General features: G+C 39.5%; 20 protein-coding genes. 11 read left to right on the forward strand and 9 right to left on the reverse strand.

What is annotated here, in order from left to right; translation table 11 throughout:
* Positions 1-25: 25 nt before the first annotated feature.
* Both dnaJ and dnaK read right to left on the reverse strand, forming a co-directional pair.
* Complete coding sequence (gene dnaJ, locus CWC02_RS07020) at positions 26-1,165, reverse strand: molecular chaperone DnaJ (protein WP_138599789.1); 1,140 nt, start codon at positions 1,163-1,165, stop codon at positions 26-28.
* A gap of 183 nt (positions 1,166-1,348) precedes the next feature.
* The gene (gene dnaK / locus CWC02_RS07025) at positions 1,349-3,271 is read right to left on the reverse strand and encodes a molecular chaperone DnaK (protein WP_138599790.1); all 1,923 of its coding nucleotides are present in this window, start codon (positions 3,269-3,271) and stop codon (positions 1,349-1,351) included.
* Positions 3,272-3,510: 239 nt separating this feature from the next.
* Here dnaK and CWC02_RS07030 point away from each other — a divergent pair, with 239 nt between their 5' ends.
* On the forward strand, positions 3,511-4,311 hold the full coding sequence (locus CWC02_RS07030) for a thioesterase family protein (protein WP_138617276.1): 801 nt from the start codon (positions 3,511-3,513) through the stop codon (positions 4,309-4,311).
* Here CWC02_RS07030 and CWC02_RS07035 read toward each other — a convergent pair.
* Entirely contained in the window at positions 4,300-5,076 is a 777-nt protein-coding gene (locus CWC02_RS07035) for a substrate-binding periplasmic protein (protein ID WP_249364082.1), read from the reverse strand. The two genes, CWC02_RS07030 and CWC02_RS07035, sit on opposite strands and share 12 nt — an antisense overlap.
* Before the next feature lie 140 nt (positions 5,077-5,216).
* On the opposite strand from CWC02_RS07035, the gene CWC02_RS07040 reads away from it, so the two are divergent.
* Genes CWC02_RS07040 through CWC02_RS07050 form a run of 3 tightly spaced genes read left to right on the forward strand, consistent with a single transcriptional unit; the run spans position 5,217 to position 8,718 of the window.
* A complete protein-coding gene (locus tag CWC02_RS07040; RefSeq protein ID WP_138617278.1) occupies positions 5,217-6,455 on the forward strand; it encodes a PqiA/YebS family transporter subunit in 1,239 nt (412 codons plus the stop codon).
* Entirely contained in the window at positions 6,452-8,107 is a 1,656-nt protein-coding gene (gene pqiB / locus CWC02_RS07045; RefSeq protein WP_054552207.1) for an intermembrane transport protein PqiB, read from the forward strand. Before CWC02_RS07040 ends, pqiB begins: the two co-directional genes overlap by 4 nt.
* On the forward strand, positions 8,107-8,718 hold the full coding sequence (locus tag CWC02_RS07050) for a PqiC family protein (RefSeq protein ID WP_138617280.1): 612 nt from the start codon (positions 8,107-8,109) through the stop codon (positions 8,716-8,718). The genes pqiB and CWC02_RS07050 overlap by 1 nt, the downstream gene beginning before the upstream one ends.
* On the opposite strand, the gene CWC02_RS07055 is transcribed toward CWC02_RS07050, so the two are convergent.
* Positions 8,701-9,192, reverse strand: coding sequence for a GNAT family N-acetyltransferase (locus CWC02_RS07055; protein ID WP_138617282.1), 492 nt, complete (start codon positions 9,190-9,192; stop codon positions 8,701-8,703). The genes CWC02_RS07050 and CWC02_RS07055 overlap by 18 nt on opposite strands.
* Before the next feature lie 3 nt (positions 9,193-9,195).
* Positions 9,196-9,600, reverse strand: coding sequence for an NUDIX hydrolase (locus CWC02_RS07060; RefSeq protein WP_138617284.1), 405 nt, complete (start codon positions 9,598-9,600; stop codon positions 9,196-9,198).
* A 285-nt stretch (positions 9,601-9,885) separates the two neighbouring features.
* Between CWC02_RS07060 and CWC02_RS07065 the strand changes: the two genes are divergently transcribed.
* Positions 9,886-11,268: a Na+/H+ antiporter NhaC family protein gene (locus tag CWC02_RS07065; RefSeq protein WP_062565487.1), complete on the forward strand. Its 1,383-nt coding sequence runs from the start codon at positions 9,886-9,888 to the stop codon at positions 11,266-11,268.
* 49 nt (positions 11,269-11,317) lie between these two features.
* On the opposite strand, the gene CWC02_RS07070 is transcribed toward CWC02_RS07065, so the two are convergent.
* Complete coding sequence (locus CWC02_RS07070; protein ID WP_138617286.1) at positions 11,318-14,203, reverse strand: insulinase family protein; 2,886 nt, start codon at positions 14,201-14,203, stop codon at positions 11,318-11,320.
* Between the two features lie 166 nt (positions 14,204-14,369).
* On the opposite strand from CWC02_RS07070, the gene CWC02_RS07075 reads away from it, so the two are divergent.
* Complete coding sequence (locus CWC02_RS07075) at positions 14,370-14,783, forward strand: MAPEG family protein (RefSeq protein ID WP_138617288.1); 414 nt, start codon at positions 14,370-14,372, stop codon at positions 14,781-14,783.
* A 61-nt stretch (positions 14,784-14,844) separates the two neighbouring features.
* On the opposite strand, the gene CWC02_RS07080 is transcribed toward CWC02_RS07075, so the two are convergent.
* On the reverse strand, positions 14,845-15,522 hold the full coding sequence (locus tag CWC02_RS07080) for a peptidylprolyl isomerase (RefSeq protein WP_502705401.1): 678 nt from the start codon (positions 15,520-15,522) through the stop codon (positions 14,845-14,847).
* Between CWC02_RS07080 and CWC02_RS21115 the strand changes: the two genes are divergently transcribed.
* From CWC02_RS21115 to ushA, 3 genes are all read left to right on the forward strand, one after another.
* Positions 15,491-15,598: an AgrD family cyclic lactone autoinducer peptide gene (locus CWC02_RS21115; RefSeq protein WP_365995968.1), complete on the forward strand. Its 108-nt coding sequence runs from the start codon at positions 15,491-15,493 to the stop codon at positions 15,596-15,598. The genes CWC02_RS07080 and CWC02_RS21115 overlap by 32 nt on opposite strands.
* A gap of 231 nt (positions 15,599-15,829) precedes the next feature.
* Complete coding sequence (locus CWC02_RS07085) at positions 15,830-16,027, forward strand: hypothetical protein (protein WP_054552199.1); 198 nt, start codon at positions 15,830-15,832, stop codon at positions 16,025-16,027.
* A gap of 75 nt (positions 16,028-16,102) precedes the next feature.
* Complete coding sequence (gene ushA / locus CWC02_RS07090) at positions 16,103-17,716, forward strand: bifunctional UDP-sugar hydrolase/5'-nucleotidase UshA (protein WP_138617292.1); 1,614 nt, start codon at positions 16,103-16,105, stop codon at positions 17,714-17,716.
* Between the two features lie 69 nt (positions 17,717-17,785).
* Here ushA and CWC02_RS07095 read toward each other — a convergent pair whose 3' ends face one another.
* Both CWC02_RS07095 and CWC02_RS07100 read right to left on the reverse strand, forming a co-directional pair.
* The gene (locus CWC02_RS07095) at positions 17,786-18,733 is read right to left on the reverse strand and encodes a hypothetical protein (RefSeq protein ID WP_138617294.1); all 948 of its coding nucleotides are present in this window, start codon (positions 18,731-18,733) and stop codon (positions 17,786-17,788) included.
* Complete coding sequence (locus tag CWC02_RS07100) at positions 18,720-19,622, reverse strand: type 2 periplasmic-binding domain-containing protein (protein WP_138617296.1); 903 nt, start codon at positions 19,620-19,622, stop codon at positions 18,720-18,722. The genes CWC02_RS07095 and CWC02_RS07100 overlap by 14 nt, the downstream gene beginning before the upstream one ends.
* A 218-nt stretch (positions 19,623-19,840) precedes the next feature.
* Between CWC02_RS07100 and CWC02_RS07105 the strand changes: the two genes are divergently transcribed.
* Positions 19,841-20,704: a S1/P1 nuclease gene (locus tag CWC02_RS07105; protein ID WP_138617477.1), complete on the forward strand. Its 864-nt coding sequence runs from the start codon at positions 19,841-19,843 to the stop codon at positions 20,702-20,704.
* Between the two features lie 34 nt (positions 20,705-20,738).
* Complete coding sequence (locus CWC02_RS07110; RefSeq protein ID WP_138617298.1) at positions 20,739-23,855, forward strand: TonB-dependent receptor; 3,117 nt, start codon at positions 20,739-20,741, stop codon at positions 23,853-23,855.
* The last annotated feature ends 91 nt before the right edge of the window (positions 23,856-23,946 follow it).

Raw genomic sequence — 23,946 nt, forward strand, 5'->3', positions numbered from 1 at the left:
CGAACTCAAGTTACTTAACTAGAAGTTACTTAGTTAGGTCATCGAAGAATTTCTTCACACCATCAAAGAAACCTTTTTCTTTTGGACGGTTTTTAGAGCCATCTTTACCCATGCTTTGCTCAAGCTCTTCAAGCAATTCACGTTGACGGTCATTTAGATTCACTGGCGTTTCAATAACCACTTTACAGATCAAGTCACCTTGAGCGCCACTACGTACAGACTTAACACCTTTACCACGCATACGGAACATCTTGCCCGTTTGGCTTTCTGATGGGATCTTCAGTTTTGCACGACCATCCAGTGTCGGCACTTCAATTTCGCCACCCAGTGCTGCTGTCGTAAAGCTAATTGGAACTTCACAATACAGGTTATTACCATCACGTTGGAAAATCGGGTGTTCACGAACAGAAACCTGAACGTATAAATCACCTGCTGGTGCACCATGCATGCCCGCTTCACCTTCGCCTGATAGACGAATACGGTCACCTGTATCAACACCCGCTGGGATCTTCACTGATAAGGTCTTAGTTTTTTCTACGCGACCTTGACCATGACAGCTGTCACATGGATCAGAAATAATTTGACCTGTGCCCTGACACGTAGGACAAGTTTGCTGAACCGCGAAGAAACCTTGGCGCATTTGTACTTGACCAGCACCATGACAGGTAGTACATGTTTTTGGTTTAGAACCCGCTTTTGCACCGCTACCATCACATGGCTTACAGCTAACCCAAGTTGGTACTTTAATTTCGACATCTTTACCACGAACGGCCTCTTCAAGGCTTAAATCCATGTTGTAACGTAAGTCCGAACCACGTTGTTGACGCGATTGACGACGACCACCGCCACCACCAAAGATATCTCCAAACACATCACCGAAAATATCACCAAAATCACCATGACCGCCGCCGAAGCCACCGCCATGACCGCCACCACCTTGTTCAAAGGCTGCGTGACCATATTGATCATACATCTGACGTTTTTGGTCATCAGTTAGTACTTCGTAGGCTTCTTTTACTTCCTTGAATTTAGACTCAAGTTCTTTATCGCCTGCGGTACGGTCTGGATGATATTTCATCGCTAAGCGCTTATACGCTTTTTTTATGTCTCGTTCGCTGGCATCTTTGCTCACGCCGAGAACTTCATAATAATCGCTTTTTGACATATCTATCACACTACTCTTTTTACTGCAGTTACACTGCGTAAGGTAAGTCGAACGACTTTACCGTTTATATACATGCAAAAGGCGCGTCAAGCGAAATCGCTGGCGCGCCTCAATCATTTCATCCTAACTTAATTGGCTAAACAAAGCAGCCATTAATGCGTTAGGCAGAAGCGAAACAAGCAATTACTTGTCGTCTTTCACTTCTTCGAACTCTGCATCAACAACATCGTCGTCTTGTTTTGCAGAAGATTGTTGTGCACCTGCATCCGCACCACCTTGTTGTTGCTGTGCTTTAGCTTGTGCAATTTCCATTAGCTTTTGTGACTTCTCAGCAAGAGCTTGAGTTTTCGCTTCAATCTCTTCTTTGTTATCACCTTTAATCGCCGCTTCTAACTCAGTAAGCGCAGCTTCGATTGCTTCTTTATCTTCTGCAGGTAATGCATCACCCGCTTCTTCGATTTGCTTACGTGTACCGTGAACCATTGCATCAGCTTGGTTACGAGTTGCTACTAGCTCTTCGAATTTCTTATCTTCTTCAGCGTGCGCTTCAGCATCACGAACCATTTTTTCAACTTCATCGTCGCTTAGACCTGAAGAAGCTTGGATTGTGATCTTCTGCTCTTTACCTGTATCTTTATCTTTAGCAGATACATGTAAGATACCGTCCGCATCTACGTCGAATGTTACTTCGATTTGTGGCGTACCACGTTGTGCTGGGCGAATACCTTCTAGGTTAAATTGACCTAGTGATTTGTTATCGCTTGCACGCTTACGCTCACCTTGTAATACGTGAATCGTTACCGCTGATTGGTTGTCTTCAGCTGTTGAGAAAACTTGTGATTTCTTAGTAGGAATCGTCGTATTTTTCTCGATTAGCGCAGTCATTACTTGACCCATAGTCTCGATACCTAGTGATAACGGAGATACGTCAAGTAGAAGTACGTCTTTAACGTCACCAGCTAATACACCACCTTGAATCGCTGCACCTACTGCAACTGCTTCATCAGGGTTAACATCTTTACGTGGCTCTTTACCAAAGAACTCTGCAACTGTTTTTTGAACTAGAGGCATACGTGTTTGACCACCAACAAGGATGATGTCATTTACGTCGCTTACTGATAAATCAGCATCAGCTAGTGCACGCTTAAGTGGCTCAATTGACTTAGTTACTAAGTCTTCAACAAGTGACTCAAGTTTTGCACGAGTAACTTTCACGTTCATGTGCTTAGGACCTGTTGCGTCAGCAGTCACGTACGGTAAGTTAACTTCTGTTTGTTGTGCAGAAGAAAGTTCAATTTTCGCTTTTTCAGCAGCTTCTTTAACACGTTGCATTGCAAGCGGGTCGTTTTTAAGGTCGATACCTTGATCTTTCTTAAACTCTTCAACTAAGTAGTTGATAACACGGTTATCGAAATCTTCACCACCTAAGTGAGTGTCACCGTTAGTTGCTAACACTTCAAACGTGTGCTCGCCTTCAACTTCGTCGATTTCGATGATAGAGATATCGAAAGTACCACCACCTAAGTCGTATACTGCAACAACGTTTTCACCTTTATTTTTGTCCATGCCGTATGCAAGTGCAGCGGCAGTTGGCTCATTGATGATACGTTTAACTTCAAGACCAGCAATACGACCAGCATCTTTAGTCGCTTGACGTTGTGAGTCATTGAAGTATGCAGGTACTGTAATTACTGCTTCAGTAACCGCTTCACCTAGGAAGTCTTCTGCTGTTTTCTTCATTTTTTTCAGCACTTCTGCTGAAATTTGTGGTGCAGCACGTTTCTCGCCACGCGCTTCAACCCATGCATCACCGTTATCAGCTTTTACAATTTTAAAAGGCATGATACCGATATCACGTTGTACTTCTTCGTCTTCAAAACGACGACCAATTAAACGCTTGATTGCAAATAATGTGTTAGTTGGGTTAGTTACTGCTTGGCGTTTTGCAGGTTGACCAACTAATGTTTCACCGTCTTGCGTGTATGCAATGATCGATGGTGTTGTGCGATCGCCTTCCGCGTTTTCGATAACGCGTGCTTTATCACCGTCTAGTACTGCTACACAAGAGTTAGTAGTACCTAAATCGATTCCAATAATTCTACCCATGAATCTTCTCCAACTTCAAAATTCGTTAATACGTTCGATGACTAGTAAATAGGGATGCAGGAAACTGAATTCAACTATAAAAATGAAAAATTTTACTTTTTTTTGAAATTTTTTTTGAAATGCATGTTTTTTCCTCAAAAAGCACTGTATTTGTACGCCTATTGCGGAATAAACAAACTGGTCTGATGACTTTGGCTGTGCTATAACCTAAACCATAACAATAAACGTTAAGGAAAATTATGCATTTTGAACAATTACTCGCCATGGCAGCTGAACTAGGTAAAGACAAAACAAAAGTAATGCAGTTTCCAGAAAACTGGTGCCAAGGCCGCACTGCATTTGGTGGTTTATCTGCAGCTTTATTATATCAAGCTATACGGCAGCATATCGATAACTCTCGCCGTTTATTATCTTTAAGTACTAACTTTGTTGGCCCGTTAATCGCTGACAATGATTTTTCAATCGACGTTGAAGTCTTACGTGAAGGAAAAAACAGTGCGCAGGTACTGGCAAAAGTGATTCAAAATGGCGATGTTTGTGTTATTACACAAGCCTGTTTTGGGGCTGAGCGTCAATCAAGTGTACAAGTAGATGTCACTAAAACCATGCAGCTAAAACCCGTTGATGAACGTTTTACCCTACCTTATAAAGAAGGCGTGATGCCGGCATTTTTCCAGCACGTTGCACTGTGTTTGCAAGACGGCAATATGCCTTTCTCTGGAGCAGACACCTCACATTTAGGTGGTTGGATGAAATTCAAACATGTACCAGAGCAAATGAGTGAAGCGCATATCATTGCTTTAACAGATGCATGGCCACCGACTCTATTACAAATGTACAAGCAACCTGCACCAGCAAGTAGTATGTCATGGTACATAGAATTTGTAGAAGAACCTGCAATTGCCCATGATGCTTGGATTGGCTACGAGGCTGTTACCCATCATAGTAAAGATGGCTATGGTCTTGAAGATGGCTGTATTTGGAGTGAAGACGGTAAGCTAATTGCATTGAGCCGCCAAACTGTTGCGTTATTCGCGTAACTCTGGCTCTGAAAGCTGCGCGTACTCAGTACCATCAAGGCGAATAATTGCTTGGTATTCGCCTGATTCTATGATCTCACCAAGACCCAAATTAAACGTGTTTTTTAACGTTTTACTGTAAAAAAACGCAGGTCTTGGTGCTTCTTTAAAGATTGCATGCACAATAAAAGGTTTTACCTCAGCGCTTTGTTTATATTTTTCTAAATAATATAAAAACACCCGGCGCTCTAAAATAATAACATCAACCCAGCCCTTCATAAGGTGATCAACTTGCGCTTTTTGGTTAACCACTTCTTCGTAAGAGCGTAAAATATTGGTAACCGATTTAAAAGGTGCTTCAATAAAATTAGTTGCGTTCTGAAAGGCAAGTACACTTTTACCTGCTAAATCATAGATAGTGCTAATTTTTAAATCTCTGTTAGCAAGGCTGACCGCGACATTTTGATAGCGCAGTAGTTCATCACTTTTATAAACATGTGGAGTGAGAACTGGAGGAAAGTTTAATGCAATATCAACCTCTCCCTGCATAAGCTGTTGCTCTGCACGTTTATTAGACATGTAATGAATATGAATATTAGAGATGCCTTGTGACTTAAAAGCTGCTTTTAAAATTTCAAGTTGAATACCGCTATTGGTATCTTCGATAACATAAGGAGGTAAAGAGGCGCTTGCAGCAACAACAATAGGTTGTTGTATATTTGGCTCAGATAAACACTCACCTTTAACACTAATAAACAACATTAAAAGGGTAAATAATTGCTTCACTAATCACCATAATGAATTAAATGTATTAAAAAGCGTAATCGCTTTGTACAAATATTAGCTTATATTAAACAATGCTGCATTTGTATTTATGCAGTATTTGGTGCAAACTTAACTAAGTTCTTGTTTATGAGACCCTAAGTTTGCAAACAGCCTGCCCTAGTTGTGATCTGGTCGTTGAGATCCCACATTTAAATGCAAAACAAGTAGCGCTTTGCCCACATTGCAATACTAAGTTATCAACATCACAAGCCTGCCAAGACAGTACAGTGGTCGCATTGAGCTTAAGCGCAATAGTCATGCTTTTAAGCAGTATGTTTTATCCTTTTTTATCTTTCACGAGTAGCGGTATTACACAAACCATTACGCTTCCTGATGCTGCGCGTATTTTATTCAATTACGATAACGATTTTTTGGGTCTATTTATTGACATAAGCATCATAGGCTTACCTATGTTGTTATTACTATTGATTATTCCGCTACATTTAGGTGTATTAAAAGTACTACCTTATTTGTGGGGCAAAAGATTGTTAAAAACCACCTTTGCTTTAGAGCCTTGGATCATGTCCGAGATTTTCTTAATCGGGGTGATGGTCAGCATGGTCAAAATAATGTCAATGGCAGACATTGAATTTGGTGTAAGCTTTTGGTCCTATGTGGCATTTGTGGTTCTATATGTAGCAACCATGGCGAAGTTAAATAAACACTATCTTTGGAAGCAATTAAGAGAGCCCGCATATATAGATCAAACAATTGCAAACACACGAGCTATCGATCAAGGACTGCGTGCTTGTCATGTTTGTGGCCAATTATGTAATACTGAAATTTGCTCGCGATGTGACACAAAAACCTTTACCCGCAATCCTTATAGTGTACAAAAAGCGTTTGCTTGGTTGATCACATCTGTCGCTTGCTACATCCCAGCCAACATCTACCCAATTATGTATACCACCAGCCTAGGTGATGAAATGCCTTCTACGATTATTGGTGGTGTGATGATTTTGTGGAATAGTGGTTCTTATCCAATAGCCATGATCATATTTTTGGCCAGTGTAGTTGTTCCCCTTGCCAAAGCGCTAATCTTAAGTTTTTTATGCTATATGGTGATGAAGCCTGCAAATAGACAAACAAAAGGCTATACACGTATCTACCAATTAACTGAATTTATAGGTAAATGGTCAATGATTGATGTATTTGTTGTCGCGATTCTAGTAGCCTTAGTACAACTAGGAAATTTAATGTCTGTGACACCAGGCATCGGCACAATATTTTTTACCACTATGGTAATTTGCCAAATGTTGGCAGCCCATGCATTTGATCCACGCTTACTGTGGGACAGCCCTACTAATTTAAAGAAAGTAAAACAAGAGACTCTGGCATGAGCGAAAACGCTAAAATAAAATCAGCGCCAAATATTTCGGCTATTTGGATAATTCCGTTAATAGCCCTACTAATAGGCGCATGGATGTTATACCAGTATCAGGCAAATAAAGGCACCACTATCTTTATAAAAATGCCTCATGCAGAAGGTATCGTTGCTGGTAAAACTGAAATAAAAGTACGTAGTGTAAAAATCGGCCAAATTAATCATGTACGTCTGTCAGATCAGCAAAATAGTGTAATTGCAAGAGCTCAAATCGATAAACACTATGATGACCTATTAACTGACGATGCAAAAATTTGGGTCGTTAAACCACGAATTGATGATACAGGTATTACTGGAATGAGCACTCTGCTCTCAGGCGTATACTTAGAATTTGCACCGGGTGAAAGCAAGAAGCTAGCGGATAAGTTTGAACTTCAGGATGAACCCGCATTAATTGGCAATGATGTTAAAGGTGGTCGTTTCACACTGCTTAGCTATAACGCTGAAGTACTTGATGTAAGTACGGGTATTTATTTCAAAGATTACAAAATTGGCCAAATAGAAACTGCAACCTTTGACTGGAAAAATCAGGCCATGAAATATGGCATTTTCATTAATGAGCCTTATCAAAATTTAATTACCTTAAATTCTATATTTTGGGTGAACTCAGGTATCGAAATAGACCTATCAGCTGATGGAATTAATGTAAATACAGGTTCATTAAGTAAGTTACTCAAAGGTGGAATTTCTGTAGGTATACCTGAGCAACAATCTCCTGGTGAAGTCGCCACTAATGGACACAGTTTTTCATTAAGTAATAGTTATAAAGCCGCGTTAGAAGAGCGCTTTTATGACTTTGATTATTACTTAATCGATTTTGAGCAATCAATTCGTGGGTTAAGAGCTGGGGCACCTGTTGAATACCGTGGTATGCGTATTGGTAGTGTGGTTGAAGCACCAGCAAGTGTCATGATCGACGGCAAGCCTGCACACTTTAGAACTGACAATACCGCAGTACCTGCCCTTATTAAAATTGAATATGGTCGTCTTTACCACGACAGTACAGCTGCACGCGAGTTTTGGCATTCAAGCTTAGATAGCTGGATTAAAAATGGCCTTAGAGCCTCTTTAAAGCCAGGTAACTTACTTACCGGCGCCGTATACGTTGACTTAGACATTTATGATAACGCGGAACCTGCCGAATTAAAGACTATAGCCGATTATACCGTATTCCCAAGTGTATCGAGTGGTATTACGGTCATAGCTGACCAAGTATCCGATGTGTTAAATAAAGTGAACAACCTTAAGATAGAAGACAGCTTGGCACAAATGCAAACTACGTTTTCTGAGTACCAAGAACTTGCTCATGACATGCGAGAATTGATCAATAAACAAGATACCCAAGATTTACCCGGTGATATAAATCGCAACTTTGCAGAAATGACTAAAAGCATGCAACAGTTCGATAAAACCATGAAACAATTTGAAAAAACCATGGCAAGTTACGAACAAGGTTCGGCTTTCCATCAGCAGTTACAAACTACCTTGTCCGAATTTAAACGTTTAAGTGAAGAGCTACAACCACTTACACGTGGCTTGAACCAGCAGCCTAATATGCTGATATTTGATAAAGAACTACCCGCAGATCCAACGCCGAGGAAACAATAATGAACTATAAACGCTGTGTTTCAATCGCAGCAGTGCTGTTACTTTCGGCCTGCAGTCAGACGTCATTCTCAACTATTGAGTATTATCAATTCTCGCAACCAATCGTGAATATGCAGCGGTTAGCTGAAAATACGCAAGCTCAGCTAAGGATCAACACAGTACAATTACGTGGTGCGCTTAATAATCGCGGTATTGCTATGGTACTCGACAACAACCGAGTCAATGCTGCTAACTACCATTTATGGAGTGAATCACCGGATTTAATGTTAACCGCCAGTGCCCATCAACAGCTTTACACTGACCTTGATAATTGGATGGTAATAAAAGGTTTACCGGTGATCACCGATTTAGATCAACAAAGCTATTATGAATTAGAATATGAGCTACATCACTTTAATGGCGATGAGCAAGGCAATGCCAACATTGCAGGGCTTTGGCGTTTGTACTATACAAACCCTGAGTCGGGCCGAAAGTTAAAAGCGGTTAATTACTTCAATGAGCTTACACCATTACAAGCAAGTGATTACGAAGGGCTTGTCGCGACACTTGAGTCAACATGGTTAAAGGTAAACAAACAAGTTGCAAACGAAGTATCAAAGTTTACTCTTTAAAAAGAGTTTTAGAGGCTGATTGTCATCGTTAATGATGACATCGCCTATGAACTCAAAGCCAAGTTTCTGTAACACCTTTTGTGAGCCAATATTTGTTGGTGAGGTTATTGCTGCAAGTACACCAAGCTCTAATACGTGTTTTTTGGCCATCAATAACCTAGCAGCAGATGTAATAATACCCTTACCTTCATAGTTAGCTATCAAGGCAAATCCTAAATCGGGGATAGCTAACGCATCGCGCTGAAAGAGCCCTACCATTCCAACCGGTGTATCATCAGCTAAACAAACAATATAACTGCCAAAGCCAAATTGCTGGTGGCTATTTATAAACGTTTGTTGAATATAATGCTCTGCTTGTGCGGGCGTATTAATGTTTTTATTACCTATGTGCTCTAAAAATGTTGCTTGATTTAAAAGCTCAACGATAAACGCGGCATCATCAGGCTGCCCAGCGCGCAAATATATATCTAACATTTATTAAAACACCTTACTCACGACATCATTGGTAAAATTAAGGCAATCAAGAACACGCTCTTTTTGTACTTTAGATAACTCGTCAATATCGAAATAGCCATACTCTGTGTGCTCATTACTCAACATTATCTCAGCGTCCTCAGCTATATGAGCACGAAAAATAAACGCATGAGAGTTAAACGCTGTGTGATAATAAACGCCACTTAAATAAGCGATATCTACATCACAATTAAGTTCTTCTTGGCATTCGCGAAGTAACGCTTGATGAATGGTTTCAACTTTATCTAAAGCCCCACCAGGTAGCCCCCAACTTTTTTGACCGTAATTCGCTTTTAGTAATAACACCTGACCTTGGTTGTTGGTGATAACCGCATGGCTACTGAGTCTGTAAGTATCTGAAAATGCCATAATCCCTTTGCTCAATTAATAAAAAGTGACGTTATAGATGAGTGTAAAATAATTATCATCGCAATTAAAATTGTTATTGACTAAATTAATATTCAGGATTATTTTTCTTGCGATGTTTTGGGCAAAACAAAAGCAGTATACCCTCTATACTGTCTGGCGCCAGCCAACGCAGGCACTTTCCCTAAAGGGTCCATAAAAGTGTGTTCGCGTAAAGCAGTTAATTGAGTCAATAGACTTTTGATTTCTCTAAGCAATCTCGTATTGCTTAACTGTGTGAAAATTATAATGCAAGAACCTTCTGCGTTAAGTTTACTGCCGCCAGTATTGGTGGTGGTTTTGGCCGTATTTTTACGCCGCCCTATTTTATCTTTACTGATTGGTGCTTTATTTGGTTTAGCCATGCTAGGTCCGACCGCTGTGTTAGCAAATTTTGCTGATATTTCATTAAAAGTAATGCAAGACGAAACCATTGCCTGGCTAATTCTAGTCTGTGGTGGATTTGGTGCATTAATCGCTTTATTAGTGAGAACCGGGGGTGCAAGTGCATTCGCCGAATTAGCGTTAAAATTTGCCAAAGGCCAGCGTTCATCGTTAGTAATGACCTTTGTGCTAGGTGTAATTATTTTTATCGATGATTACCTAAATGCATTAACCGTCGGTGAAACTATGAAGCGTATCACCGATAAGTTTAAAATTAGCCGCGAAATGCTCGCTTATGTTGTTGACTCAACGGCTGCGCCTATTTGTGTGCTTGTACCACTCTCTACATGGGCTGTATTTTTTGGAGGCTTGTTAGTTGATAATAATGTTGCACCAGAAGGACAAGGTATTGCCGTCTACATTCAAGCAATCCCTTATATGTTATACGCTTGGTTTGCAGTCATTGTGGTATTACTAGTTAGCTTAAATGTGATCCCTGCTTTTGGTCCGATGAAAAAAGCACAACTACGTGCCATGAATAATCAAATCGAGATCTCGAATAGTCAATACACAGATATTCAAACAGCAGATGAATACGCAGTGAAAGCAGCGGAAGAAAACTTTGAAACAGCAGCATCAAACGGCAAACTCTATAACTTTTTAGTACCGATAGTTTTACTTGTTGCGTTTACTGTTTACTTTGACATTGACGTCTATAAAGGGCTGCTGGCAACCTTTGCCGTTGTTTTACCTTTTTATATGTTACAAAAGTTGATGACATTGTCAGAACTCGTTGAGCGTATGCTCGATGGTTTTAAAAGCATGATCCCCGCTATTGGGACTGTGGTTGCTGCATTTATATTTAAAGATGTGTGTGACCAATTAATGCTACCGCAATATGTCATTAATACCTTGAGCCCTTATATGACAGCACAGTACTTACCAGCCGTGGTGTTTTTAGCAATGGCAGTCCTTGCTTTTGCAACGGGTTCAAGCTGGGGGATTTTCGCAGTAACTATTCCTATTGTAATGCCACTGGCTTACGCAATTGATGCCAATATTCCTTTAGTGATTGGTGCTTTGTTATCGGCGTCGTCATTTGGTAGTCAAGCGTGCTTCTATTCAGATTCCACCGTACTTGCTGCACAAGGCTCAGGGTGTGATTTAGTCAGCCATGCTATCACGCAACTGCCTTATACCTTACTTGCCGCATCTGCTGCATTTATAGGATTTTTGCTTATCGCATAAATTAAAAAGCCCAAGCAATAGCTTGGGCTTTTGTTTATCAACTATTAAATTAGTTTTGGAATTTAATGCCTTTGTAAAAGCTTTCTAAGTTTTCGACTTTTGTTTGACTTTTCAGATCTGCAAATGGCTTATCTGCAAACTTACTACCACGCATTTGAATGTTTAAACGCGCAGCTTCACTATTGAGCATCGTTTTCTTGTAATAATCTTTCAGATCAGCCAAGGTTACTTTTTCAACTTCAGCGATAAGCTTTTCTTTAGAGTCAAACTTAAAGTTCTCACGATACCAGTCTGTAATAAGTGGCGACATTTCATCACTTAAATTCTTAGGTTGCTCTTTTAAAGACACAAGCGTTGCATTTTTAAGTTGTGCAAATGTTTCTTCTGTCATGTTATCAAGCTCAACTGCGTATTGCTTTTTAAACTCATCAAAGCGCGCCTGCATCTCTTTAGGGCCTTTAACAGGTGTTTGAATGTAAAGACCTAATGCAGAATAATCTTCGATTGGACGCGCTAACGCACCAACCGCATAAGCTAATTGCTCTTCAGTACGTAACTTATCAAACGCTACGGTTCTAAAGTGGCTTTGTAAAATTTGTGCCTGTGCTTTTTGTTTATAGCCAGGGGTTGGGTGAACAACCATGTCAATGATTGCTACATCAGCTACATCAATATCTTTTTGTAAAACGATACGCTCACCAGGCTGAGGCAACCAAGCTTTACTTCTAGCAAACTCGGTCGCTTTATGACCTTTTGGTAAAATAGCGGTTAGTTTACTCGCAATAGCGTCAACATCATTTTGGTTATAGTTACCAAACGTGAATACGCGTAAGTCATTGGCAGCAAGTGTTGATTGCTTAATATCTGCAAAATCAGCAAGAGTTAGCGCATCTGCCGCAGCAATTAAGCTTTCGGTGTCAAATTTACCACTACGAGTAAGCTTAGAGTACTCACCGAATGCTTGATAGAATGGGAACTGTTTTTGCTGATTTAGTAAATCACGCTTAAAACGATCGATTGCTTGGGCAAAACCTTCTTCAGACACATCTAACGTTAGATTTTCAAGGGCCTGAGCTAAAAGAACATCTTGTTTATCAGTAAAACCACTAAGTGATAACACAAGGCCGTTACTTGGTTGTAGCCCTAAGCTCATACCTGCAACAGCGGCTTCTGTGCTTAATTTACTTTGTTGTAAGTTATAAAGATCAGCCCACACTGCATAAAGAACTTGTGATTTAACATTCACAAGGGCATCAGGTGTATTAATGTAAACTTCAACAAGACCCTTAGGTTGCTCAGCAAATTGCTGACTTGCTTGGCGCCAAACTTTTACACCTTGCTTATCAAATACCAGTTCAGGATGCGCTTGTTGTTTAAACTCCGCCGTTTTAATTGCAAAGCTTTCTGGTAATAAGCGGTTTACTGTTGGTAATGCTAAAGCGTATTCGCTCGGTTTGCTCCAGCTTGCAACTTCTGCTTCGCTGATATCTTCAATGCGGTATTTACCATCGTAAAAATGCAGCTGTGAATCTGTCTCTTCTTGTTTTGAAATATACCAAATACGTAAAGTATCTTCGTTTAATTGCGAAAGGACATTTTGCACCGCATCTGCATCAAACTTGGCATAATAATAAGGTGCGTTAATTGCGTTGTTCACAGGGAACTTTTGCATGCTATCAGTTAAGTTACTTACATAACCAAACTCATCCCCTTTTTCTAGGAATTGAAACGAATTGTTTAACGATGTACGAATTTCATTAAAGTATTTGCTATCAACACCCTGCTCTTTGATAAGTGCAATATATTGCATAACCATAGCAACAATTTCTTCGCGGTTTTGCATGCCGGCATCAGTCAATTCAATATCAACTGTTAAGCTGCCGTAGTTCCCATATTGCGTTGGTGAAGCAGAAGACGATAAACCTGATACCCAACCTTTATCACGTAGTATTTGTGCTGGGCTGCCTTGCATTTCGTTACTTAAAAGGTAAGAAACAAAACGGTTTGGTTTAACTGCAAATTGTGAACTGTTATCAGCAATAGTGAATTCTAATTGCAGTTGTTTTACGTCTTCATTCGGTGCGTAATAAACACGTTTACCGCCAGCTTCAGAGAAATCTAACTTATCAGTCACCGTTGGCTTTTCGATATTTTTATTTTCAATATCAGCAAAGTACTGTTTTGCTTTTGCTTCCATCTCAGCAAGTGGACGATTAGAAATCATCGCCACTTTCATAATGTTCGATGAATAGTACTTGTTATAAAAAGCAACGGTTTCTTTATGAAGATTGCTGCCTTCTTTATCACCTAGTGTTTCTAAGTTACCAATCAAGAAGCGGTTAGCAGGATGTGAGCCCATCATTTGACGTGCCAGTTTAAATTGGCCAAAAAAGTCCATTTCACGACGCATTGACCATTCGGCATTTACGGCATTTTTTTCTTTGTCTGTGTACTCAGGGTAAAGCTTTGGTGATTTAAAGAAATCCGCAAAACGGTCAAGTGCTTCATCGTAGGCATCATTGTTCACTTTGAACATGTAGTTTGTGATATCTAACCAAGTGTAAGCGTTATGAGCACCGCCATTTTTAGTCATAAAATCACTGTAACCTTTGGTGTCTGGGTAACGGTCTGTACCAAGGAAGAGCATATGCTCTAAATAGTGCGCCATACCTTGTTGCGACATAGGGTCGTGCAATAAACCAACACCAACACTCAATGCAGCAGCTGATTTTTCAGCACTTGGATCTGAAATTAAAATTACATCAATTTCATTATCAAGTATTAATGTTTTGTACTCACGGGTGTCGTTTGGGCTGATAACTAACGAGTCTGGAATAAGGTTAGTATTAGCAGCAGGAGGCGTTGTGGTAGAAGTAGAAGAACAACCTGCTAACACTGCAAAAGCGATTGCACTGAGTCCCATTATTTTTTTCATTATTTTGTATCCATTAGAAATTGAATAAATTTTTATTTATCATGTGTTTTCGAGCGCTGCAATTCAATGCTTTTCAGTTAAGTTACAGCAAAACTTTGTAACACATTGTGAAAATGCAGTACTTACGGTTAAGATTAATAGCAATAACTATAACAAAGGATGAGCTATGGAAAAGTGGCTAATTGTAGCAATGTTCACTCAGGTGTTACTGACATTTATTGTGATGTACATTATGGGTAAACGCCGCTTTCGTGCGGCAAAACAAAAAACCATTGAGATGAAAGACTTCTTAACAATGGAACTTGAAAAGGCTGGGGATAATGTTCGCGTAGCAGACCGTAACTTTATCAATCAATTCGAAATGCCGGTACTGTTTTTTATTGCCTGTTTAACCGCTCTGCAAGTAAATGCTGTAGGTACTGTTTTTGTTGCCCTTGCTTGGGTTTATGTTGCATTGAGAATTATTCATAGCGTAATACACTTAACTTCAAACACCTTGAAGGCGCGCTATTATAGTTTCGTTGTCAGTAGCTTTATAATGCTAATAATGTGGGTGCTGATTTTAGTTAGAATCTTTTAATAATCATCAATACAAAGAAATAAGGCGCTTTTTAGCGCCTTATTAACTTTTTGGGTTGGAACTATTTACGACGAGCAAAGCCTGCTAGGGCTAATAAAGATAGCATCCATGCAAGACTACCACCTGAACTACTACCGCCGTTGTCTGGAGCGTCATCTTCATCAATCAGCGTGTTTTCTTTTGGTGATAAAGAAGCAGATGAATTAGGGTCATCGTCAATCACAGTTACACTGTTAATGTAAAATAAGTTTTCACCACTAAAACCTGATGTTGTATCTGGGCACTGCTCTTCATTTAAGTTTACTACTGGGATCTCTCCACAATGTACTAATTCTGTGATTTGCTCTATCACAGCCATACTCTGGACAGTTACCTCGCCAAAAACGGTAAAGCCACCATTTTGTAAGTCAAGATTTGCGCTGTTATCTTTTAAATTAAAAAACCACTGACTGGTTGCACTGTTAGCATTGCCACCAAGCTTAGCCATTGCAATGGTACCTTTCACATTAGACAACTCTGGTTCATTAGTAATAGCGTCTGCGGTGTCTATCGCATCAAAGTCAGTACCAAATTTAAAACCCCCACCTTGTAAAATAAAGTTATCAACAGAACGATGGATAACGGTGCCATCGTAGCTACCATCTGCAACATAATTTAAAAAGTTCTCAACTGTAACAGGTGTCTGTTGATCATAAAGATGAATCGTAATGCTGCCCAGGTCCGTTTGCATTTCGACAATAGTTGCATTCGCTGTAAAACTGCTAGCCAATAAAGCTGTTGCAAGTAGATGTTTTTTCATTGTTTATCTTTCCTGATAATTTTTATTATAAAACTGCAAGAAGCTTAAAGAAAATAGGCAGGTGCTTAAATAGCAAACAAAACAGTTACACAAAACGCGTCAAATCAATTACATCTCAGTTACATTAATTTACACTGTGTATTCATTATGGTTATAAAAAGTTTAAAGATTAAATCAAAATCGTCTTATCAAATAGGCTCAGTTTGTTAGTATCTGCACGACAACAATGAACACACAGGAATGAACCATGGCGAATGAAGAGAACGCAATATGCGATTTTGGCCTACACCAAGGTGAGCCTTATAGTAAGTTACCCGCTAGTTTTTTAAATTGGATGGTCGGCAATAATCATCTTAAGTCTCATTATGCAGAACAAGAACTACAACGAAGACAACTTGCCGCAACAGGACAACTAAATACAGAAAATAGCGACAAAAGTTTATAAAAGACATTTAATTTAAACTTAAGTCGTTTAAACTAAGCGCATAATTAACCTACTGCTCTATTCAGGCAAACAATTATGCGTTTTTTTTTACTAACATCGCTACTGGTTACCCTAACCGCGTGTAGCTCCTCTTCTAACAATACAGATTCAGCCCAATATTTCACTCTGCTCCATACTAATGATAATCACGGTCGTTTTTGGCATAACGAACATGGTGAATATGGTATGGCTGCTCGCAAGACTTTAATTGATCAATTAAGAGCCGATTCTAAAGCACAAGGACATGCAGTTTTACTGCTGTCTGGTGGCGATATCAATACAGGTATTCCTGAATCAGATCTACAACACGCAGAACCGGATTTTAAAGGTATGTCTGTAATTGGTTACGATGCCATGGCAATTGGTAACCATGAGTTTGATAACCCGCTGGCTGTACTCGATAAACAGCAAAAATGGTCTAACTTCCCTTTTTTATCAGCCAATATCATAGATAAAACGACCGGTGAAACTCGTTATCAAGCATACAAAATCTTTGAAAAAAACGGACTCAAAATTGCTGTCATTGGTTTAACCACAACAGATACAGCAAAAATAGGTAACCCGCAGTATATCGGTGGCCTAGAATTTAAAGACCCTACAGAAGTGACTGCAAAGTTAGCCCCAAAAATTGAAAAGCAGTACAAGCCTGATATCACTATTGCTGTAACGCACATGGGTCACTATGTTGATGCTAACTTTGGTATTAATGCACCCGGTGATGTGACTATGGCGCGTAACTTACCAAAAGGAATGCTAGATATTATTGTCGGCGGTCATTCACAAGAGCCGGTGTGTATGAAAGAAGCCAATGTTGCTGACGAAAGCTTTATGCCAGGTAAAGCGTGTAAGCCTGATCAACAAAACGGTACTTGGATCATGCAAGCCCATGAGTGGGGTAAATATGTGGGAAAAGCTGAATTCAAGTTAGAAAACGATGAATTAACTCTGCTTAATTACTCACTTATTCCGGTAAACCTTTATATCGATGATGAAAATGGCAATAAACAGCTAGCGGCTGAGTACATCGAGCCAAACAAAAACTTACAAGACATGCTCGCGGTTTATCAGAAAAAAGGTGCAGCACAAATTGCTGGTAAAATAGGTAACGTGGATGCAAAACTTGAAGGTGACCGCAATAAAGTACGCTATGAGCAAGTAAACTTAGCACGCGTTATTATTGCTGCACAAATGCAGTCAGTGGGTGCTGATTTTGGTTTGATAAGCGGTGGCGGTATTCGTGATAGCATTCAAGCTGGCGATGTCAGTTATAAAGATATTTTAAAAGTTCATCCTTTTAAAAACCGTATCACCTATATTGATATGACAGGCCAAGAGCTATATGACTACTTGCAGGTTGTTACTTCTTTCCCACCTGATTCAGGTGCCTACTTACAATACTATAAGCTAAGCTTCAAACGCGATAACGACACTTTATCTGATGTTAAAATTGCTGGTAAACCACTTGATATGACTACAACATATCGAATGAGTATTAATAGCTACAACGCCTCTGGTGGTGATGGCTACCCTACGCTTACCAATAAAAAAGGCTTTGTAAGTACAGATGATACCGATGCACAGGCATTAAAACGTTTCTTTGAGCAAAATAGCCCTGTTAAAGCGGCTGATTACACTCCTAAGCAGTTTTAGATACCTAATCATCAATATCTAAATAGATAAAGGGAAGTCAGTGACTTCCCTTTTTACTTTAAAACTAGATTATTTCCCTATGACTTCAATATCGGTGATCTCAATCGACTTCAATCCGTAATGATGTAATCGAGAGCGTGAACCTTCACCATGGGCTTTAGGCGGATAATAGGTTTCTTTTATCTCAAGCTGCTCTTGCCAAACTTCATCAAGGGCTGCCCGAATTTCGCTTAAAGTTTTTTCTAAGCTATTAGTAAAGTTTGGTCGTTTACGTATTGTGTGACCAAGCTCAACTAACCGGTAAAAATACTTGTTCGCTAAAGTCAGTAATTCTTCTGGTACATCTTTATTTTGATTAAGCACTACGTCAGGTTGTTCAATACAAAACTCAACTAAAGCAAGATAAAAACACAATGGTTTATTCGCAAGGGCCACTGTTTTATCAACATCGCAACTAGCAGCCAAGGTTTTATTTTGAAGATCGACTATCAATTTAGGTTTCTCTTCTATCTGAACTGCAACTTCAGGTTCGTTTTTAGCTATTTGAATCTTGGTTCGTTCACTGATAAATAATAAGTAGGTAAATGTAGATGCAAATAAGCAGACCAGAATGAACACAGCTATATCGTTTTTATCTAATAAAGAAGATGCGATAACAAAGCTAACAGTTAATGATTTTTGAGGTGCATGTAATTGCTTAGTAATTAAATCAGCACGAGCAGGATATTCCGAAATACCTTCAATAGAGTAAACCATCACGCCTGAGTCTGCTAATTGAGCATTAAGACGCTTGATATAATTGAGTACCATGTCTCTACTACCGGAGTGCTTCAAAAAACCATCTGGTAAATTTAAATGGTTTAAATCAAGAGCAATACGGTTTTCAACTTTTGCTAAAGTCAGTGCATCATTAGTTGTTGTCTTATAAGCTTTTGCGATAATGAAGGTAGTAAATAATACCAAGCAGCAGCTTAAAAATATTGCGCCATAAACAAGCTTAATTCTAATTGGCAGCATTGCTATCCCCTACTTTCATTGTTTGCTGAGTCGAGTCACATTCCCAAAAAGACTCAACATGATTAAAGTAATGAGAATTTTGATTGTGTGCCAATAGGGTTAACTGTGCTTGAACTGCACATAAAAGGTCGGTGTTTTCGTCCTGCATTTTTAAATACCAACGACTGCCACTTATATTGTCGCGTATAGGCGTAATATAATTTTTAGAAAAACGTTGCTGATCAATGTCTTGCCAATAAGAAGAAATTAAATCAACCTTTCCGCTGGCAAGCAGCTCTCTTAACTCAGTATGGGAACTAGCGTAAGTTATATCTAGGTTTTCTAGGTTGATATCTAATTTTTTAAATAGCTGCTTTGGTAAAATATGTCCTGAGCGACTGGTTGGGTAATCAAGTAAACCGATGCGTTTATCTAAAAAGTAGCTCTTATCAATTCTAGGTTTTTCTTTACTCGAAATTAAATAGGCAGTGTAATCAGGAAATCCAACAACAGCTTGGTAGTTGTAAGTTGACTCCGCCATAAAAGCGTTAATTAAATTTTCTTTAGCAAGGATTAAATCAGCAATCCCTTTGCCTAAAAACTCAATCGTGTCTGAGGTTTTATAACCCCAATAAGAGGTTACCTTGCCATATTGTTTACTTATGATGTCATCATTGCATAAGGTTTTAGCAACATCCTCAGCCAACACTTTGCCCGATGAATACACCACTAACTCGTTAAGGTTAACCTCTGATTTGGTATCACATTGAAAAGACGTTTCAATAAATGCATCGATATCAGAAACAGCCGGTTTACCCTGCAAAATTCCGATATAAAAAAACAAAATAACTGATAGAAACAAAAATGTAACAATCGACGATTTTTTTATTAGTATTGTTCTTAAATTCAATTTTAATAGCCAACAACGCTCCGTTGTCTCTATTTGAACAATTATTCTTACTTATTACAACAAGTAATTTTACCTGAATAATTTAAGCTATTGATAAATAACATATATGAACAAGAAATTATGAATCTTATTGAGTCCTTTCTATTTGATTTTAAATTCAGGAAAATATGTCACAAGAAATCGTGCTTCATTGCACATTCATTTTGGACACTGAGTCAATGTTACAAAAAACAATAAAAATGTTGCTGTTATCAACACCAGTTATTTCAGCAGTGTTAAGCACCCCTGCAAATGCATGGGGTCAAAATGGTCATCGTATTGTTGGTGAAATTGCATCTAAGCATATTACAGACACCACCAAACTAGCATTAGTTCCTCTACTGGATGGTGACTCACTACCACAAGTTGCAACGTGGGCTGATGAAATGCGTTCTGCTCCAGAAAATTTCTGGCAAAAGAAATCTTCGCGCTGGCATTACATTAACTTTAAAGAAGGCGATGCTAAACCCCATTACGATTCAGATGCCCATCATAATAAAGAAACCGTGTCAGATATCCTTGAAGGCATGGAATACTCAATCTCAGTTTTACAAAACCAGAAAGCCTCACTAGCTGAAAAACAGTTCGCACTGCGTTTTTTAGTTCATCTAGTTGGTGACAGCCACCAACCTTTTCATGCCGGACGCGGTGAAGATCGTGGTGGCAACAATATTTCTGTCACATTCTTCGGTCAAGATACCAATTTACATAGCCTATGGGACACAAAACTCATTGAAAATGAAAATTTGTCCTATACTGAGTTTGCGCAATTTATAAATACAACAAATCAAGCGTTAATCACGGACTATCTTGCCAGTTCACCTAGCGATTGGTTAGTCGAATCAAATAATATTGCAAATTCACTGTATAACGAAAATGAAACAAACGTAAGTTATAGTTATATCTACAAAAACTTACCAATTGTGAAAACTCGCCTACAGCAAGGCGGTATAAGATTGGCTGGTTTATTAAATACGTTATTTGATAAATCAGCAAAACCGTTAGTAAAGGCACTTAAGATGCCAACTGACAGCAAACTATAAATGAAACATAACCTCTAACACGGGAAATAACATAATGAAAATCCAACTCCGCAAAACAGCTCTATCACTTGCTATTGCAGCATGTGTTGGTGTGAGTGGTGCAGCGTTAGCAAATGAAACAACATCTGCTATCAAGGGTCAAATCAAAGGTCCTAGCGGCAACCCTGCTGCTGGCACTAAGATCACTATCGTTCACTTACCTTCAGGTTCAACTAAAGAAACTGAAACGAACGATGCGGGTTACTTCACAGCAAAAGGCCTACGTGTAGGTGGTCCTTACCGCGTTGTTGTAGATTCTGACGTATTCGCAGATCAAACATTCAACAACATTAACCTACAAGTGGGTGCTGACTACCCAGTTAATGTTACGTTAGAGAGACAATCTGATGTAGAACAAATCGTAGTTACTGGTCGCCCTATCAGCCGTATGTCTGGTGGTACAGGTCCTGCTGCAACGTTCACTCTTGAAGATTTAGAAAACCAACCAGCTATCAACCGTGATTTAAAAGATATCATCCGTATCGACCCACGTGTAACTATCGATGATAGCCGCGGTTCAATCAACTGTGGTGGTGGTAACCCACGTTTTAACAGCTTAACGCTTGACGGCGTTCGTATGAACGATAACTTCGGTTTAAGCTCAAATGGTTACCCAACTATCGGTGCTCCTTTCTCTTTCGACTCAATCGAGCAAGTTGCAGTTGAGTTAGCACCATTTGATGTTCAATATGGCGGTTTCACATCATGTAACATCAACGCAGTTACTAAATCTGGTGGTAACGAAGTACACGGTGGTGTTTTCTTCGATTACACAAATGATTCAATGAAAGGCGATAAAATCGAAGGTGAAGACTACGACAACGGTGATTACACTGAAAAACGTTACGGCTTCAACGTTGGTTTACCACTAATCAAAGATAACCTTTTCTTATTCACATCATACGAAAAAGTTGAAGGCGTTAAACAATATGAGTACGGCGGTTTAAACACAGGTAGCGTTTCAGCTGCAGACGTTGCTCGTGTACAGCAAATCGCACAAGACGTATACGGTTATGACGCAGGTGGCATGCCATCTAGTGCTCCAGTAGAAGATGAAAAAATCTTAATTAAGTTAGACTGGAACATCAATGACGATCACCGTGCAAACTTAATCTATAACTACAATGACGCTTTCACGCTATCTCAATCAGATGCATACAGCGATACAGTAGCTTTAGATAATCACTTCTTCAAGCAAGGTGCTGAGTTTACATCAATCATCGGTTCAATTTACTCAGATTGGTCAGATAGCTTCTCAACTGAAGTTCGTATTGGTAAATCTGAGCTAGATGCAACAGTACAATCTTTAGATGCAGCGAGCGGCTTTGGTGAAATGCAAATTGATGCTGCTGGCGGTGGTACTATCTATATCGGTCCTGATGACTCTCGTCAATCAAATGACCTAGACTACGAAACAACGACTGTAAAACTTGCAGGTACATACTATCTTGATCAACACACGATCACAGGTGGTTATGAGTACGAAAAGCTAGACGTATTTAACCAATTCGTACAGCACACTCAAGGTGAGTGGCGTTTTGATTCTGTAGATGATTTTGAAGCTGGTCAAGCTGCACGTATCTACTACAACAATGCTGCGGGTACAAACAACCCAACTGATGCTGCTGCAAGCTTCTCATATGCACAACATACTTTCTATGTGCAAGATGAGTACAGCTTCACAGATTTAGATGCGACGTTAACATTTGGTCTTCGTTACGACAAATACACAAGTGACGACAAACCAAACTACAATGAAAACTTCACTAACCGCTACGGTTTCAGCAACCAAGCAACATTTGACGGCATCGATTTAATTCAACCACGTGTAGGTTTTGAATGGTATGCAACAGATGCATTAGAAGTACGTGCAGGTGTAGGCCTATTCTCTGGTGGTAACCCGAACGTTTGGTTATCTAACTCATACTCAAACGACGGTATCACGAACATTGGTACTTACCGTGAAGATATTGATTTATTCAATACACCAACAGTAAACGGTGGTACTCCAGGTTACGAAGTGCCACAAGATATGTTTGATGAAGTTGCTAATACGACAATTGGTGCAGGTGATTCATCAGTAAATGCTGTTGACCCAGACTTTGAAATGCCATCAGAGTGGAAATACTCAGTAGGTGCAACATACACAACTGAAGATGAATACGTTTTCTCTCTAGATTACTTATTCACTAAGCGTAAAGATGCTGCAATTTTACAAGACATCGCATTACAAGATTCAGGCAGAACTACATTTGACGGTCGTCCAATTCTTGAGTCTATCGAAGGTCGTAGCGGTGACTTACTGCTGACTAACGTAAGTGGTGATAGCGGTGAGTCTCACATCATTTCTGCTGCAATGAGTAAGCGTTTTGATAACGGTATTAGCGTACAACTTGCTTATGCTTACACTGACTCAACAGATGTAAACCCAATGACTAGCTCTGTAGCGAGTTCAAACTACGGTAACATGGCGACATACGATCCGACTAACCCAGGTGCACACACATCTGATTACGAGATCCCTCATCGCTTCACAATGACATTAGGTTATACAACTGAGTTGTTTGATGGCTACAGCACACGTTTCAACTTATTCAGCGAAACGTTCAAAGGTCTACCTTACAGCTATACATATAACGGTAGTGACGGTGTTTGGGGTGATAGCAACTCTAACCGCAGCCGTCAGCTAATGTATATCCCTGAAGTAAATGACCCTAACGTTGTTTACGACATGACACCTGAAGAAGTAACTGAGTTTAACCAGTGGATTTCAGCTCAAGGCCTTGAACGCGGTGAAATCGTTGGCCGTAACAGCCAAAATGCTGATTGGTTCACTAAAGTTAACTTCAAGATGACTCAAGAGTTACCTGGTTTCATGCCTGGTCACAAAGGTGAAGTATTCTTCGTTATCGATAACTTAACTAACATGTTAAACGATGACTGGGGCGTACTTAAGAAAGGTAACTTCGTTGGTAACCGTATGATCAAAACATCAATCGATGACCAAGGTCGTTACGTATACTCTGACTTCAGCCCTAACAATGGTAAAACTGCAACTCAAAGCGGTGCATCAGTTTGGGAAATGCGTGTAGGTGTACGTTACACATTCTAATAACAAGTTAACCTTGTTATAAAGCAAAAGCCCGCCCCTACTGGCGGGCTTTTTACGTTTGGGGGAAAGTTGGCAAGAGTAAAGTTAGCGA

It is taken from the genome of Pseudoalteromonas sp. S2721, assembly GCF_005887425.1.
Classification (GTDB): Bacteria; Pseudomonadota; Gammaproteobacteria; order Enterobacterales; family Alteromonadaceae; genus Pseudoalteromonas; species Pseudoalteromonas simplex.